This window comes from Streptomyces sp. F001 (assembly GCF_004187715.1).
GTDB lineage: Bacteria > Actinomycetota > Actinomycetes > Streptomycetales > Streptomycetaceae > Streptomyces > Streptomyces flavusporus.
Map to the genome: position 1 here is coordinate 832,357 of NZ_QZWF01000002.1, position 15,919 is coordinate 848,275.

At 70.6% G+C, this 15,919-nt stretch carries 12 protein-coding genes and 1 pseudogene; 12 read left to right on the forward strand and 1 reads right to left on the reverse strand.

From position 1 onward, the window contains the following. Window positions 1-109: 109 nt before the first annotated feature. The 10 genes and pseudogenes from dpgA (at window position 110) to StrepF001_RS50020 (ending at window position 12,765) form a co-directional block, all read left to right on the forward strand. Window positions 110-1,252, forward strand: coding sequence for a 3,5-dihydroxyphenylacetyl-CoA synthase DpgA (gene dpgA, locus StrepF001_RS11470; protein WP_129798159.1), 1,143 nt, complete (start codon window positions 110-112; stop codon window positions 1,250-1,252). After that, window positions 1,246-1,932: an enoyl-CoA-hydratase DpgB gene (gene dpgB / locus StrepF001_RS11475; protein ID WP_129798160.1), complete on the forward strand. Its 687-nt coding sequence runs from the start codon at window positions 1,246-1,248 to the stop codon at window positions 1,930-1,932. The genes dpgA and dpgB overlap by 7 nt, the downstream gene beginning before the upstream one ends. Then, entirely contained in the window at window positions 1,929-3,281 is a 1,353-nt protein-coding gene (dpgC, locus tag StrepF001_RS11480; RefSeq protein ID WP_129798161.1) for a (3,5-dihydroxyphenyl)acetyl-CoA 1,2-dioxygenase DpgC, read from the forward strand. Before dpgB ends, dpgC begins: the two co-directional genes overlap by 4 nt. A 5-nt stretch (window positions 3,282-3,286) precedes the next feature. Then, window positions 3,287-4,159 (forward strand): alpha/beta hydrolase, encoded by an 873-nt coding sequence (locus StrepF001_RS11485; protein ID WP_129798162.1) that lies wholly within the window; start codon window positions 3,287-3,289, stop codon window positions 4,157-4,159. A gap of 63 nt (window positions 4,160-4,222) precedes the next feature. Further along, window positions 4,223-4,456 carry an MbtH family protein gene (locus tag StrepF001_RS11490; RefSeq protein ID WP_129798163.1) on the forward strand — a complete coding sequence of 78 codons (234 nt, stop codon included), beginning with the start codon at window positions 4,223-4,225 and terminating at the stop codon, window positions 4,454-4,456. Between the two features lie 78 nt (window positions 4,457-4,534). Then, on the forward strand, window positions 4,535-6,613 hold the full coding sequence (locus tag StrepF001_RS11495; RefSeq protein WP_276322812.1) for an ABC transporter ATP-binding protein: 2,079 nt from the start codon (window positions 4,535-4,537) through the stop codon (window positions 6,611-6,613). 285 nt (window positions 6,614-6,898) lie between these two features. Beyond that, window positions 6,899-7,552 (forward strand): response regulator transcription factor, encoded by a 654-nt coding sequence (locus StrepF001_RS11500; protein WP_129798164.1) that lies wholly within the window; start codon window positions 6,899-6,901, stop codon window positions 7,550-7,552. A gap of 18 nt (window positions 7,553-7,570) precedes the next feature. After that, complete coding sequence (locus tag StrepF001_RS11505) at window positions 7,571-8,848, forward strand: HAMP domain-containing sensor histidine kinase (protein ID WP_129798165.1); 1,278 nt, start codon at window positions 7,571-7,573, stop codon at window positions 8,846-8,848. Window positions 8,849-9,053: 205 nt separating this feature from the next. Further along, a pseudogene (locus StrepF001_RS11510) lies at window positions 9,054-11,856 on the forward strand (amino acid adenylation domain-containing protein); the annotation flags it as partial. Continuing rightward, the gene (locus StrepF001_RS50020; RefSeq protein ID WP_346656929.1) at window positions 11,833-12,765 is read left to right on the forward strand and encodes a condensation domain-containing protein; all 933 of its coding nucleotides are present in this window, start codon (window positions 11,833-11,835) and stop codon (window positions 12,763-12,765) included. The pseudogene StrepF001_RS11510 and the gene StrepF001_RS50020, both read left to right, overlap by 24 nt. Before the next feature lie 7 nt (window positions 12,766-12,772). Here the strand turns inward: StrepF001_RS50020 and StrepF001_RS49470 are convergent, their stop codons facing one another. Further along, the gene (locus StrepF001_RS49470) at window positions 12,773-12,904 is read right to left on the reverse strand and encodes a hypothetical protein (protein ID WP_276322813.1); all 132 of its coding nucleotides are present in this window, start codon (window positions 12,902-12,904) and stop codon (window positions 12,773-12,775) included. On the opposite strand from StrepF001_RS49470, the gene StrepF001_RS11520 reads away from it, so the two are divergent. Continuing rightward, window positions 12,899-13,900: a condensation domain-containing protein gene (locus StrepF001_RS11520; protein ID WP_129798168.1), complete on the forward strand. Its 1,002-nt coding sequence runs from the start codon at window positions 12,899-12,901 to the stop codon at window positions 13,898-13,900. The two genes, StrepF001_RS49470 and StrepF001_RS11520, sit on opposite strands and share 6 nt — an antisense overlap. Window positions 13,901-14,321: 421 nt before the next feature. Continuing rightward, complete coding sequence (locus StrepF001_RS11530; RefSeq protein WP_276322814.1) at window positions 14,322-15,872, forward strand: condensation domain-containing protein; 1,551 nt, start codon at window positions 14,322-14,324, stop codon at window positions 15,870-15,872. The last annotated feature ends 47 nt before the right edge of the window (window positions 15,873-15,919 follow it).

Genomic DNA, 15,919 nt, shown 5'->3' on the forward strand with positions numbered 1-15,919 from the left:
CCGCGCGAGCCCCACCGACACAGCCGCCCGGCAGAAAGGACGGACACGTGACCGGCACCAGCGGCAGGCGACTGCGCAGCAAGCCCCGTATGTGGGGGTGGACCTTCCGATGACCATCGACATCGCTCCCGCCGAGGTCCTCGGCGAAGTGCCCGAGTTCGAACTCCACGACACCGCCCGGCCGGGCCCTGGACGACTCCCGGTGCATCCCCGGATCGTGGGCGTGGGCTCGGCGGTGACCCCCACGTCGTACACCCAGGGGGAGGTCCTCGACGCCTTCTCCATCACCGATCCGAAGGTGCGCTCGGTCTTCCTCAACAGCGCCATCGAACGGCGCAACCTGACGCTGCCGCCCGCTGCCGCCGACGGCATCCGCAGCCCGGAGTCGCAGGGCGACCTGCTCGACAAGCACAAGGACCTCGCCCTGGAGATGGGCGGCGAGGCCCTGCGCGCCTGCCTGAAACGGGCCGGCGCGGAACTCGCCGACGTGCGGCACCTGTGCTGCGTCACCTCCACCGGCTTCCTCACCCCCGGGCTGAGCGCCCTGCTCATCCGGGAGCTCGGCATCGACCGGCACTGCAGCCGCAGCGACATCGTCGGCATGGGCTGCAACGCCGGACTCAACGCGCTCGGCGTGGTGGCCGGCTGGGCCACCGCCCACCCGGGCGAACTCGCCGTCGTCCTGTGCGCGGAGGTGTGCTCCGCCGCGTACGCGATGGACTCGTCGATGCGGACGGCGGTCGTCAACAGCCTGTTCGGGGACGGCGCCGCTGCCGTCGCGCTCGTCGCGGGCGGCGACTGCGCACTCGGTGGTCCGGACGTCCTGAAGTTCGCCAGCTGCATCATCCCCGAAGCGGTCGACGCCATGCGCTACGACTGGGACCGCACGCTGGAACGGTTCAGCTTCTTCCTCGACCCGCAGATCCCCTACGTCGTGGGCGCGCACGCCGAGATCGTCGTCGAGCGCCTGCTGGCCGACACCGGCCTGCGCCGCAGCGACATCCGGCACTGGCTGGTGCACTCCGGCGGCAAGAAGGTCATCGACGCGGTCGTCGTCAACCTCGGCCTGACCCGCCACGACGTACGGCACACCGTGGGCGTGCTGCGCGACCACGGGAACGTCTCCAGCGGCTCCTTCCTGTTCTCCTACGAACGGCTCCTCGACGAGACCGTCACCCGCCCCGGCGAGTACGGAGTGCTCATGACCATGGGGCCCGGCTCCACGATCGAAACGGCGTTGGTTCGATGGTGACCATTCAGACAGCGACGCAGACCTCGCTCACGCTCGAGCTGAACGGCGGCGAGCCGCTCGCGGTGGCGACGGTGAAGGCCGTCACCGAGCTGTGCGACCGGGCCGAGGACACCGCCGACGGCATCGTGACCGTACGCGTCACCGGGGCCCCGGACATCTCCTGGACCAGCGGACTCGACGTCTCACTGGTCACCAAGTGGGAACGGGCCCTGCGCCGGCTCGAACGGCTGCCCCGGGCCACGGTCGCCGTCGCCGCCGGGGACTGCGGCGGCACCGCCCTCGACGCGTTCCTGGCCGCCGACGTCCGCGTGGCCCTGCCCGGCACCCGGCTGCTCGTATCCCGCGAAGCCACCGCCACCTGGCCCGGCATGGCCGGCTACCGGCTGGTCCAGCTGGCCGGTGCCGCCCGCACCCGCAGGGCCGTGCTGTTCGGCCATCCGATCGCCGCCGCCGAGGCGCTGGCCCTCGGCATTGCCGACGAGATCGCCGAGGACCCGGCCGCCGCGCTGGCCGACGCGGCCGACCTGACCGGCGGACTGTCCGGCCAAGAGGTCGCGATCCGCCGCCAGTTGCTGTTCGACGCCACCACGACCAGCTTCGAGGACGCCCTGGGCGCCCACCTCGCGGCCTGCGACCGTGTCCTGCGCCGCAGCGCCGAGCAGAGCGCGGAGGCCTCATGACGACGACCCTGCCCGCCCGGCCGCTGCACGAAGACGTGCAGCACGCCTGGCAGGAACTCGCCACCGCCTCCGGCGTGATAGCCCGCGTCGAGGACCTGCTGACCGCGCTGCCCGCACCCGGAGCCCGCACCGCAGGCCAGCGGGCCGACGCCGCGGCGGCCCACCAGGCGGCGCGCGCCCTGCGCACCCGCTTCCTGGACGCGTACGCCGACGCCGTGTACGACCGGCTCACCACCGGCCGCACCCTGCGCCCGCGCCTCGACGAACTCCTCGAAGCCGCCGCCGACACCTTCCCCGGCCTCGTCCCGACCGTCGCGCGGCTCGCGGCCGAGACCGGCCTGGTCCAGGCCGACAAGGAGGGCCACGAGATCGACCAGGGCATCCTGCTGCGCGCGGTGCTGCGCTCACCGACCGCGGGAGAGCACCTCCTGGACTCCATGCTCCGCCCCACGGACCGCGCCCTGCGGATGCTGCCCGAGTTCACCCGCACCGGCGTGGCGGAACTCGAGGCGGTCCGGGTGGAACGCCGCGACGATGGCGTGGCCCGCCTGAGCATGTGCCGTGACGACTGCCTGAACGCCGAGGACGTCCGACAGGTCGACGACATGGAGACCGCCGTCGACCTCGCCCTGCTCGACCCCGCCACCCGCGTGGCACTGCTGCGTGGCGGGCGGATGAGCCACCCCCGCCACCGGGGCCGCCGGGTGTTCAGCGCCGGCATCAACCTCAAGAGCCTCAGCTCCGGCGGCATTCCGCTGACCGGGTTCCTGCTGCGCCGCGAACTCGGCTACATCCACAAGATCGTGCGGGGCGTGCTCACCGACCACCCCGACCAGTGGCACGCACCCCGGATCGAGAAACCGTGGGTGGCCGCCGTGGACGGCTTCGCCATCGGCGGCGGAATGCAGCTGCTGCTGGTCTTCGACCATGTGCTCGCCGCGTCCGACGCCTACCTCAGCCTGCCCGCGGCGAAGGAGGGGATCATCCCCGGCGTCGCCAACTTCCGCCTCGCGCGTTACACCGGCCCCCGGCTGGCCCGGCAGATCGTGCTGGGCGGACGCCGTATCCGGGCGAGTGAACCCGACGCCCGGCTGCTCGTCGACGAGGTCGTCGAACCCGAGGACATGGACGCCGCCGTCGAACGCAGCCTGGCCCGGCTCGACAGCGAGGCCGTGCTCGCCAACCGGCGGATGCTGAACCTCGCCGACGAGCCCGGGGACGCGTTCCGCGCCTACCTGGCGGAGTTCGCCCTGCAACAGTCGCTCAGGCTGTACAGCGAGGACGTGCTCGACAAGGCCGGCCGGTTCGCGGACCCGACCGCGAAGTCCACGCACATCGAGAGGAGTTGACGCGGATGCCGGTCGTCCGAGCGGGCGGGGTCACCCTCGCCTACGACGAGTACGGCACCGGAGAGCCGGTCGTCATGGTCACCGGCACCGGTGCCCCCGGCCGCATGTGGCGCACCCACCAGGTGCCCGCCCTGACGGCGGCCGGCCACTGTGTGATCACACTCGACAACCGGGGCATCCCGCCCAGCGACCCCTGCCCCGACGACTTCACCCTCGACGCCATGGCCGCCGACGTCGCCCGCCTCATCGACCGGCTGGATGTGGGGCCCTGCCGGGTCGTCGGCTACTCCCTCGGCGCGATCGCCGTGCAGGAACTGCTGCTGGCCCGCCCCGACCTGGTCCGGCAGGCCGTGCTCGTGGCGACCGCCGCACGGTCCGACGCCCTGACCGAGGCCATGACGGCCGCCGACTTCGAACTCGGCGACGGCGCCATCGGCCTTCCGCCCCGCTTCCGCGCATACGTGAAGGCCCTGCAGAACCTCTCGCCACGCACTCTCAACGACGACGAACGCCTGCAGGACTGGCTCGCCGTCTTCGAGATGGCGGCCCCCGATCCGTCCGCCGTCCGCGGACAGCTCGGCCTCCAGCTGATCCCGGACCGCCGCCCGGCCTACCGGCGCATCAGCCGCCCCTGCCTGGTCATCGGGTTCCAGGACGACCTCGTCGTCCGCCCGCACCTGTCACGCGAGGTCGCAGCCGCCATCCCCGGCGCCCGCTACACCGAGATCCCCGGGTGCGGGCACTACGGATATCTCGAGAACCCCGCCGCCGTGAATTCCGCGATCATCGAATTCTTCAACCACGGCCGGCAGAACGCGAATTCCAGGCCGCACGCCTCCCGCCTGGACGGCCTTGTAGGCCCCACAGCACGCGTCTAGCGTGAATCAGGTCTGCCCGCGGAAAACATCGAAAGCCGACGAGGGAAAACGATCGGAGTAGTCATGCCGAACCCGTTCGACGACGAAAACGGTACGTTCCTGGTCCTGGTCAACGACGAGAACCAGCACTCGCTCTGGCCCGCCTTCGCCGAGGTGCCGCCGGGCTGGCGGACCGTGTTCGGAGAGGACACCCGCAAGGCCTGCCTGGAGTACATCGAGAAGAACTGGACCGACATGCGGCCGAAGAGCCTCGCCGAGCAGATGGACAGGCTGGAACAGGCCGAAGCCGCCGGTTAGGCACCCGCCCGACAACAACAGCGAAAACGGGAGGTTTTCGTGGCCATGATCGGCCCGGGGCCGATGGTGATACGGGGGATGGGGCCGGATGAGACGGTGACCAGGCAGCGCATCAAGCCCGGCACTGCGAAAAGGATCGTCCCCTATACAAAACCGTACCGATTCCACATCGCCCTTCTCCTGGTCGTCACCGCGCTCAACGCCGGAATAGCGGTGGCCACCCCAGTCCTGTTCAAATACATCATCGACAACGGCATCGCCGTCGGGGACTCCTCGGTCGTCGTGTGGATCTCCGTGGCGGTCGCCGCACTGGCTCTGCTGGGCGCCGGCCTCGGATTCGTCGAGGCGTGGTACTCCGGCCGCATCAGCGAAGGCCTGATCTACGATCTGCGCACCCGGATCTTCGACCACGTGCAACGGCAGCCGCTGGCGTTCTTCACCCGTGCCCAGACCGGTGCGCTGGTCAGCAGGCTCAACACCGATGTGGTCGGCGCCCAGCAGGCGGTGACGTCGCTGCTGTCCACGGTGGTGTCCGCGGGGCTCACCCTGGTGCTGGTGCTGATCGCCATGCTGTGGCTGTCCTGGGTGGTCACCCTCGTCTCGCTGGTGGTGATCCCGCTGTTCATCCTGCCCGGCCGCATCGTCGGCCGGCGCCTGCAGCGCATCATGCGGGAGCACATGCAGGTCAACGCCGAGGTCGGCTCGTTCATGAACGAGCGGTTCAACGTGACCGGCGCGCTGCTGGCCAAGCTCTACGGCCGCCCCGACGGCGAGACCGGACAGTTCTCCCGGCTGGCCCGCAAGGGCCGCGACCTGGGCATCCTGACCTCCGTCTACGGCAAGATGCTCTTCCTGACGATGACCCTGGTCGGCTCCCTGGCCACCGCGCTCGTGTACGGCGTCGGCGGCGGCCTCGTCATCGACGGCACCTTCCAGATCGGCACCCTGGTGGCGCTCGCCACGCTGCTCACCCGGCTGATGGGGCCGATCAACCAGCTCTCCGGTGCCCACACGAGCGTCATGACCGCAATGGTCAGCTTCGACCGGCTCTTCGAGATCCTCGACCTCAAGCCGCTGATCTCCGAGAAGCCCGGCGCCAAGCCCCTGCCGACGGCCACCGCGGAGGGCACCGCACCCGACATCGAGTTCGACGGCGTGTCCTTCCGCTACCCCAAGGCGTCCGACGTCTCGCTCGCCTCCCTGGAGTCGATCGCTCTGCCGACGCCGGAGCGCACCCAGAACGCCTGGACCCTGAGCGACCTGACCTTCACCGCGCCCGCCGGCAAACTCACCGCCCTGGTGGGGCCGTCCGGCGCCGGAAAGACGACCATCACCCATCTGGTGCCGCGCCTGTACGACCCGGTCGAGGGCACCATCCGGATCGGCGGCCACGACCTGCGCGACGTGACACTGAAGTCGCTCAACGAGACCATCGGCATGGTCACCCAGGACGCCCACCTCTTCCACGCGACGATCCGCGACAACCTCACCTACGCACGACCCGACGCCACCGAGGACGAGCTGATCGCCGCCTGCCGGGCGGCCCAGATCTGGGAGCTCATCGAATCCCTGCCCGACGGCTTCGACACCGTCGTCGGCGACCGCGGCTACCGGCTGTCCGGCGGCGAGAAGCAACGCGTCGCGATGGCCCGGCTGCTGCTGAAGGCGCCGCCGATCGTCGTCCTCGACGAGGCCACCGCGCACCTCGACTCCGAGTCCGAGGCGGCGCTGCAACGGGCCCTGAAGACAGCCCTCAGGGGACGCACGTCCCTGGTGATCGCCCACCGGCTGTCCACCATCCGCGACGCCGACCAGATCCTCGTCATCGACAAGGGCCGGGTCCAGGAGCGCGGCAACCACGAGGAACTGCTCGCCCTGGACGGGCTGTACGCGGAGCTGTACCGCACCCAGTTCGCCCATCAGCCGTCGGCCAACGGCAACGCGCCGATGCCCGAACCGGCGCCGGTCGGCGCGCCGCCCGGCGCTGTCCTGACCGGAGGCCCGGCCGGCACCGGCGGCCCGATGCCCGGCGGCGCACCAGGCGGGCCCGGCCTGTTCCTCTTCCCCGCTCCACCCGGCGAGGGCGGCCCCGGACCCGGCCCCGGCGGCCCGGGCCCGGGACTCCTCGGCGGCCCGCCTGTGTCGGGACAGGAATGAGACAGCCGTAACCGCGCGTCCGTACGGACAGCCGACGAGCGGTGTCCGCTGCGGGGTTTCCCCGCCGCGGGCACCGCACCGTCGTGTCCCGGCCATGCTGTGGCCCAACGCCTCCTTCCGGCGGCGGCCCGGACCGAGTCCCGCTACCCTCCGGACCGTGTGCGCGGCGAGGGCCGCGCTGGACTGTGACCAGTGTGTGACGGCAGGCCGGGCATCGTGAACAGCCGTGATCCCATCATCCGACCCGCCCGGCCACGTCGCACGCTGCTTCATGGGGGGTGAGCGGTGAGGGTGCTGGTGGTCGAGGACCACATCCAGCTCGCGGACTCGGTGGCCCGGGTACTGCGCCGCGAGGGAATGGCCGTCGACGTCGTCTACGACGGCGAGGGCGCGCTCGAACGCGTGTCCGTCGTCGACTACGACGTCGTCGTACTGGACCGGGACCTGCCCGGTGTCCACGGCGACGAGGTCTGCGGCGTCCTGGTGGCCGAACCCGTCCACACCCGCGTCCTGATGCTCACCGCGTCCGGCACCATCGCCGACCGCGTGGAGGGCCTCAGCCTCGGTGCGGACGACTACCTCCCCAAACCGTTCGCCTACGCCGAACTCGTCGCGCGCATCCGCGCGGTCGCCCGGCGCGCCCGCCCCGCGGTGCCCCCCGTCCTGCTCCACGGCGATCTGCGGCTCGATCCCGCGCAACGCCTCGCCACCAGGGCAGGGGAGCGACTCGCGCTCACCCCCAAGGAGTTCGCGGTCCTGGAGTACCTGATGGCCGCCGAAGGCCGGGTGGTCTCCGCCGAGGAACTGCTGGAGCGGGTGTGGGACGAGGCCGCTGATCCGTTCACCACCACGGTCAAGGCGACGATCAACCGGCTGCGGTCCAAGCTCGGCTCCCCACCGGTGATCGACACCGTGCCCCGCGGCGGCTACCGGATCTGACGAGGTGAAGTGAGGCCCATGCCACTGCTCGGCTCACCCCGCGCGACCCGCCTGCGAGCCTGGGCCACGCGCCGGCTCCTGCCCCGCCGAGTCCGCATGCGGCTCACCCTCCTGTACGGACTGCTGTTCGTGGCCTCCGGCGCGGTCCTGCTCGCCATCACCTACGTGCTGGCCAACCGTCCCAACGGCTTCTACCTCTACAGGCGTTCCGCCGGCGGCGGCCCGGCCGCCGTCGCCGACGGCCTGCACCTGTGCAACGCGGACGCCCCCTGCAGCATCGACCCGATCGCCGCGGCCCAGCGGCAGCAGGCCATGGAGCAGCACGACGCGGAAATGCACCACCTCCTGGTCCAGTCCGGCATCGCCCTGGCGATCATGTCGGTGATCGCCATCGGTCTGGGCTGGCTGGTCGCGGGGCGGGTGCTGCGCCCGCTGCGCACCATGACCTCCACCATCCAGCGGATCTCGGCCCGCAATGTGCACGAGCGGCTGGCCGTCGAAGGCCCCGGCGACGAACTGAAGGATCTCGCGGACACCGTCGACGGACTCCTCAGCCGGCTGGAGACCGCCCTCGACTCCCACAAACGCTTCGTCGCCAACGCGGCACACGAGCTGCGCACACCCCTCACCGTCGAACACGCGCTCCTTGAGGAGTCGCTCATCGACCGCGACGCCACCGTGGACTCGTTCCGCTCCAACTTCGAACGCCTGCTGAACCTCAGTCGGCAGCAGGCACGCCTCCTGGAGTCGTTGCTGACCCTGTCCAGCAGTGAACGCGGCCTGGACCGCCAGGAGCCCCTGGATCTGTCCGAGGTGGCCGACCAGGTCGTCGACGGCCGACGCCGGGACGCCGAGGCACGCGGACTGCGCCTGGAGACGGCGATCGCCACCGCGGAGGTCTGGGGCGACGGCGCCCTGGTGGAACGGCTGCTGGCCAACCTCCTGGACAACGCCATGGACTACAACGTGCCCGACGGCTGGATCCAGGTCTTCACCGGCGTCCACAACGGTCGCTGCGTCGTCCGTGTGGCCAACAGCGGGCGCGAGATCCCACCCGACCGGGTGGGCCGCCTCTTCGAACCGTTCCAGCGGCTGGACCGGGTCGCCGATGACGGACACCACGGCCTCGGCCTGTCCATCGTCCGGTCCATCGCCACCGCGCACGGCGCCTCGCTCAGTGCGCGGGCCCGCTCCCGCGGCGGGCTCGTCGTGGAGGTGTCTTTCCCGCCGCGCACTCGTCGGGGCCGCCAGCAGCTCGCACTGCCGACGTTGCTCAGCACCCCCGAACCGCGCTGACCTCATTCCCGTTTCCCCTCGGCAGCCCTCTTTCCTAGCATGTAATCCGCCGCGCGATTCCGGGTGCGCATCCACCATCGCTGCCGTCCTGTCCAACCGTGCGCGGTACACGGTTGGACAGGACTGGCCCCGAGCCGACGAAACAGCAGATGCTGACGGCTCGTACACGCGCTCGTGTTCGGCGAATGGGGAACGAGGGGGAAAGATGAACGGCAACACCGGTCACGCCCTGCCCGTATTCGAAGCCCAAGAGGGAATATGGCTGGCGCAACGGGTGGACGGTTCCCGCCAGGCGTACAGCGCCGGTCAATACATCGAAATCGACGGACCGATCGACGCGGACACATTCGAGCGCGCACTGCGACACGTCGTGGCCGAGACGGAAATACTGCGCACGCGATTCATCGAAGACGGCGACACGGTGCTGCAGATCGTCGATCCGCCCGCGGAACGGGACCAGCCGCACTCCGGACCCCCGAATTCCGAAGCCCTTCTCACCGTCGTCGACCTCGGTTCCGATGACGATCCGCGGACGGCCGCCGAAACAGCCATGCATGCGGAACTGCTCCAGGAAACCGGCCACACCACCGGCAGGCTTTTCACCCACACCCTTTTCCGGCTGCGACCCGACCGTCACATCTGGCTCCACCGGTACGACCACCTCCTCATGGACGCCTTCGGCTGCACCCTGCTGGCCCGCAGGACCGCCGAGATCTACACCGCCCTCCTGCGCGGAGACACCCCCGCCCCCACGGACCACGCCCCGCTCCGCGACCTGCTGGCCGAGGAGACCGCCTACCGGGCTTCGGAGCAGCACGCACACGACCGCCGGTACTGGCACGACCACTTCGCCGACCGGCCCGACACGCCCACCGTCCCCGGCCACGGATCGACGGCCCTCGGAGGCGGTGGCGGGACCGCCACGCCCGAAGTCCTGCGCGCAACGGGCCACCTGGCGCCCGACGCCGTGGCGGCACTGCGCGCGGCTGCGGCCCGAGCCGACGTGAGCTGGCCCCGGCTCGTCATCGCCGCGGTTGCGGCCTTCACGGCAAGCCTGAGCGGATCGGACGAAGCCGTCCTGAGCGTCCCGGTCTCCGGCCGCACCAGCGACCGCGCCCGGCGCACCCCCTGCACCATGGCCAACATGCTGCCCGTCCGCCTGCCCGTCACGGCCGGCACGAGCCTGCTCGACCTGGCACGCCACGCCGGCCAGGAGATCGGCGCCCTCCTCGCCCACCAGCGCTACCGCGGAGAGCAGCTGCGCCGCGACCTCACCTGGCCGCACGGCGACCGCCGGCACTTCGGCCCTTACGTGAACGTCATGCCGGCGGCCGGCGAAACCCTGCACTTCGGCGCACATCGCGGCATCATGTGCGACCTGTCGAGCCGCCGGACCGAGGACTTCGGCGTCCTGGTCAGCGGCTGGACGGCGGACGAAGGCATGCGCATCACCTTCGAGGCCAACCCCACGCTCTACGACGACGACTGGGTCCGCGCCGCCCACCGGTCCTTCCTCGCCTTCCTCGAGCGGGGCGTCAAGCAGCCCGCCGTACCCGTGGGACGGATCGACACAGGTGAGCAGCTGCCGCCCGCCTTGAGTGACAACGCCACTGTGCCGGGCGCACTGGTGCCGGAGCTGATTGCCCGTTGTGCGGTCACGTCGCCGCTTGCGGTTGCGGTGCGATGCGGTGAGGTTGCGCTGACGTATGCCGAGTTGGAGCAGCGTGTCGATCGGTTGGCGCGTTACCTGGTCGCCCTTGGTGTGGGGCGTGAGGTGCGGGTGGGGCTGTGTCTGCCGCGGTCGGTGGACATGGTGGTGGCGGAGTTGGCGGTGTGGAGGGCGGGTGGGGCCTTTGTTCCGCTGGATCCGGAGTATCCGGTGGACCGGTTGTTGTTCATGGTGGCCGACAGTGGTGTGCGGGTGTGGTGGGGATCGGTGAGCGGTTCGGTGAGGTGCCGTGGGTGTCTCCCGATGACCCGGCGGTGGGGCCATGTCGGGGTGCCGCTGGACGTTCAGGTCGTGCCGGGTCAGTTGGCGTATGTGATTTATACGTCGGGTTCGACGGGTCGGCCGAAGGTGTGGCGGTTGCTCATGGTGGGGTGGCGAACCTGGTTGAGGCGATGCGGCCGGTGCTGGGGTGGGGAGGGCGTGACGGCGTTGCAGTTCGCCTCGTTCAGTTTTGATGCGGCGGTGCTGGATGTGGCGGTGACGCTGGCGTCGGGTGGCACGCTGGCGATCGCCACGAAGGAGGAACGCGCGGACACGGGCTCTGGCCCGGATGATCACGTCCGTCGGCGTGGAGACGGCGAGTGTGGTGCCGTCGCTGTTGGGCGTGCTGGACCCGGACACGGTGCCGGGTGTGCAGAGGTGGGTGCTGGGTGCGGAGTTGCTTACGGCAGATCTGGCGAGTCGGTGGGCGGGTCGGGCGCGGGTGGTGAACACGTACGGGCCGACCGAGGCGACGGTGATGGCGACCGCCGGTGCGGTGGATGCCGGGATCGGGGCCGGGGATGAGGCGCCGTCCATCGGGCGGCCGCTGGCGAATGTGCGGACGTTTGTGCTGGACCACTTCCTGAGGCCGGTCCCGCCGGGCCTGGTCGGTGAGCTGTACCTGGCGGGCCCCGGCCTGGCACGTGGCTATGCGGGACGGCCCGGTCTGACGGGGGAGCGGTTTGTGGCCTGCCCGTGGGGTGCGGGTGGGCGGATGTACCGCACAGGGGATCTGGCCCGGTGGACGGCTGAGGGCGAGTTGCGGTTCGCCGGGCGGGCGGACGCCCAGGTGAAGATCCGCGGGTTCCGGGTCGAGCCCAGCGAGGTCGAGACGGTCCTGGCCGGACACCCGGGCGTCACCCAGGCCGCCGTGGTCGTACGGGACAAGCGGCTCGTCAGCTATGTGGTGCCCACCGGTGACGGCCTCGACCTCGCGGACCTGCAGGCCTATGTGGCAGGACGCCTGCCGGAGTTCATGGTGCCGACGATGGTGATGCTGGACGCCCTGCCGCTGACCGTGAACGGCAAGGTCGACCGGGCCGCCCTGCCCGCACCGGATCTCACCGGAACAGGAGCCGGCCGTGGGCCCGGGACACCTCTCGAAGAGGTGCTGTGCGCTCTGTTCGCCGAGGTGCTGGGTGTGGAGCGGGTGGGTGCGGAGGTGTCGTTCTTCGAGCTGGGCGGGGATTCGCTGTTGGCGATGCGCTTGGTGGCTCGGGTGCGGGCGGTGCTGGATGTTGAGGTGGGGATCCGGGAGTTGTTCGCGGAGCCGTCGGTGGCCGGGCTGGCGCGTGTCGTGGGCTCGGGCGCCGGTCGGGGTGACGGCGTAGAGCTGCGGGCGTGGGAGCGGCCGGGGGTGGTGCCGTTGTCGTTCGCGCAGCAGCGGATGTGGTTCCTGAACCGGTTGGAGGCGACGGTTCCGGGGGCTGCTGCGGCGTACAACCTGTCGTTGGTGCTGCGGCTTTCGGGTTCCTTGGATGTGGGGGCGTTGGAGGCTGCGCTGGGTGATGTCGCGGACCGCCACGAGAGCCTGCGGACGGTCTTCCCCGACAACGACGGCGTCCCCTGCCAGCACCTGCTGGACAGCACGGAGGGCAGGCCGCCCCTGACCGTCGTCGGACTGGCCGACGGAGAGAGCGTCGAGGACGTGCTGGCCGAGCATCTGCGATGCGGTTTCGATCTGCGGGTTGAGGTGCCGTGGCGGGTGTGGCTGGTGGTGGGTGGGGGTGAGTTCGTGTTGTCGGTGGTGGCGCATCACGTGGCGGTGGATGGCTGGTCGATGGGGGTGCTGGCGCGGGATGTGGGGGTGGCGTATGCGGCGCGGTGTGGGGGTGGGTGCCGGAGTGGGGTGTTGGGGTGCAGTACGCGGATTACGCGTTGTGGCAGCGGGAGGTGTTGGGGGATCCGGACGATGCTGAGGGTGTGATGGGGCGTCAGTTGGGGTTCTGGCGGTCGGAGTTGGCGGGGGTGGCGGGGGATTTGGTGCTGCCGGTGGATCGTGTGCGGCCGGCGGTGCCGTCGTTCGAGGGGCGTGTGGTGCCGGTGGAGTGGTTCCGGCGGTGCATGCGGGGTTGGTGGAGGTGGCCGGGCGGGGCCGGGCGACGATGTTCATGGTGGTGCATGCGGCGGTGTGTGTGCTGCTGGCGCGGATGGGTGCGGGCCGTGATGTGGTGGTGGGCACGCCGGTGGCGGGGCGGTCGGATCCGGCGTTGGAGGAGCTGGTCGGGTTCTTCGTGAACACGTTGGTGTTGCGGGTGGATGTGTCGGGGGATCCGTCGTTCGCGGAGGTGGTGGAGCGGGTGCGGGCCGCGGATCTGGCGGCGTATGCGCATCAGGATGTGCCGTTCGAGCGGCTGGTGGAGGAGCTCAACCCGGTCCGCTCGCTGTCCCGCAACCCGCTGTTCCAGGTCATGCTCGCCCTGCAGAACGTCCCCGAACCCCAATGGAACCTGCCAGGTGCACAGGTACGGTCGGCCTCCATGTTCGCGCCGGCCGCCAGGTTCGACCTCGCGATCACTCTTACCGAACGCCGGGATGAGCAGGGCGCTCCGGCCGGTCTCACCGGCGACATCCTGTACGCCACGGACCTGTTCGACGAAGGAACCGTCCAGGCGCTGGCGCGGCGTCTGGCGGGCGTGCTGGAGCAGGTCGCCGCCGATCCCGGCCTGAGGCTCAGCGACATCGACGTCCTGACCGACGACGAGCGGACCCGCCTGACCACGGGCTGGAACGACACCGCGACGGAGGCGCCGCATGTGTTGGTGCCGGAGTCGTTTGCGGTCGCTCCGGATGCAGTGGCCGTGCGGTGTGGCCGATCCGCGTTGTCGTACGGGGAATTGGACGAGCGTGTCGATCGGTTGGCGCGTTACCTGGTCGCCCTTGGTGTGGGGCGTGAGGTGCGGGTGGGGCTGTGTCTGCCGCGGTCGGTGGACATGGTGGTGGCGGAGTTGGCGGTGTGGAGGGGGGTGGGGCCTTTGTTCCGCTGGATCCGGAGTATCCGGTGGACCGTTGGCGTTCATGGTGGCCGACAGTGGTGTGCGGGTGGTGGTGGGGATCGGTGAGCGGTTCGGTGAGGTGCCGTGGGTGTCTCCGATGACCCGGCGGTGGGGCCATGTCGGGGGTGCCGCTGGACGTTCAGGTCGTGCCGGATCAGTTGGCGTATGTGATTTATACGTCGGTTCGACGGGCCGGCCGAAGGGTGTGGCGGTTGCTCACGGTGGGGTGGCGAACCTGGTTGAGGCGATGCGGCCGGTGCTGGGGTGGGGGAGGGCGTGACGGCGTTGCAGTTCGCCTCGTTCAGCTTCGATGCGGCGGTGCTGGATGTGGCGGTGACGCTGGCCTCGGGTGGCACGCTGGCGATCGCCACGAGTGAGGAGCGTGCGGATACGGCTGCGTTGGCGGAGATGATCCGCTCGGCCGGCGTGGAGACGGCGAGTGTGGTGCCGTCGCTGCTGGGCGTGCTGGACCCGGACACGGTGCCGGGTGTGCAGACCTGGGTGCTGGCGCCGAGTTGCTCACGCAGATCTGGCGAGTCGGTGGGCGGGTCGGGCGCGGGTGGTGAACACGTACGGGCCGACCGAGACGACGGTGATGGCGACCGCCGGTGCGGTGGACGCGGGGATCGGTCCGCAGGACCGGCCGCCGACCATCGGACGCCCCCTGAACAACGTCCGCACCTACGTGCTCGACGACCTGCTGCAACCCGTTCCCCCCGGCGTCACCGGCGAGCTGTACGTGGCCGGACCGGGCGTGGCCCGCGGCTACGTGGGACGGCCCGGTCTGACGGCGGAACGCTTCGTGGCCTGCCCGTGGAGTACGGGTGAGCGCATGTACCGGACGGGCGACCTGACCCGCTGGACTCCCGAGGGCGAGTTGCTGTTCGCGGGGCGGGCGGACGCCCAGGTGAAGATCCGCGGGTTCCGGGTCGAGCTGGGTGAGGTCGAGACGGTCCTGGCCGAGCACGAGGCCGTCGCTCACGCCGCCGTGACCGCGCGCGACAACCGGCTCGTCGGCTACGTCGTACCCGCCGCCGACACCGTCGACATCCCCGACGTGCGGGCGTACCTGTTGGGCCGGCTGCCCGAGTTCATGGTGCCCACGGCCCTGATCATGCTCGACGCAATGCCACTGACCGTGAACGGCAAGGTCGACCGGGCCGCCCTGCCCGCACCCGACTTCGCCGACCGTCCCACCGGCCGCGAAGCCGAGACCGACACCGAGCGCCGACTGTGCGCTCTGTTCGCCGAGGTGCTGGGTGTGGAGCGGGTGGGTGCGGAGGTGTCGTTCTTCGAGCTGGGCGGGGATTCGCTGTTGGCGATGCGCTTGGTGGCTCGGGTGCGGGCGGTGCTGGATGTTGAGGTGGGGATCGGAGAGTTGTTCGCGGAGCCGTCGGTGGCCGGGCTGGCCCGGCTGGTGGACGGCGCCGTTGCTACCGAGGGGCCGACGTTACGGGCGTGGGAGCGGCCGGGGGTGGTGCCGTTGTCGTTCGCGCAGCAGCGGATGTGGTTCCTGAACCGGTTGGAGGCGACGGTTCCGGGGGCTGCTGCGGCGTACAACCTGCCGTTGGTGCTGCGGCTCTCCGGCGCTTTGGACGTCGGGGCGTTGGAGGCTGCGCTGGGTGATGTCGCGGACCGCCACGAGAGCCTGCGGACGGTCTTCCCCGACAACGACGGCGTCCCCTACCAGCACCTGCTGACCGGGGCTGACGCTCGCCCGGCACTCCGTGTCGTGGAGTGCGGTGACGACCGCGTCGAGGACGTGCTGGCCGGACATCTGCGATGCGGTTTCGATCTGCGGGTTGAGGTGCCGTGGCGGGTGTGGCTGGTGGTGGTGGGTGGGGGTGAGTTCGTGTTGTCGGTGGTGGCGCATCACGTGGCGGTGGATGGCTGGTCGATGGGGGTGCTGGCGCGGGATGGGGGGTGGCGTATGCGGCGCGGTGTGGGGGTGGGGTGCCGGAGTGGGGTGTGTTGGGGTGCAGTACGCGGATTACGCGTTGTGGCAGCGGGAGGTGTTGGGGGATCCGGACGATGCTGAGGGTGTGATGGGGCGTCAGTTGGGGTTCTGGCGGTCGGAGTTGCGGG

Coding starts and splice junctions, on each gene's coding strand:
- dpgA (WP_129798159.1), top strand. CDS start 110: ATGACCATCGACATCGCTCCCGCCGAGGTCCTCGGCGAAGTGCCCGAG.
- dpgB (WP_129798160.1), top strand. CDS start 1,246: ATGGTGACCATTCAGACAGCGACGCAGACCTCGCTCACGCTCGAGCTG.
- dpgC (WP_129798161.1), top strand. CDS start 1,929: ATGACGACGACCCTGCCCGCCCGGCCGCTGCACGAAGACGTGCAGCAC.
- StrepF001_RS11485 (WP_129798162.1), top strand. CDS start 3,287: ATGCCGGTCGTCCGAGCGGGCGGGGTCACCCTCGCCTACGACGAGTAC.
- StrepF001_RS11490 (WP_129798163.1), top strand. CDS start 4,223: ATGCCGAACCCGTTCGACGACGAAAACGGTACGTTCCTGGTCCTGGTC.
- StrepF001_RS11495 (WP_276322812.1), top strand. CDS start 4,535: ATGGGGCCGGATGAGACGGTGACCAGGCAGCGCATCAAGCCCGGCACT.
- StrepF001_RS11505 (WP_129798165.1), top strand. CDS start 7,571: ATGCCACTGCTCGGCTCACCCCGCGCGACCCGCCTGCGAGCCTGGGCC.
- StrepF001_RS50020 (WP_346656929.1), top strand. CDS start 11,833: ATGCTGGACGCCCTGCCGCTGACCGTGAACGGCAAGGTCGACCGGGCC.
- StrepF001_RS49470 (WP_276322813.1), bottom strand. CDS start 12,904: ATGCACCGCCGGAACCACTCCACCGGCACCACACGCCCCTCGAACGAC.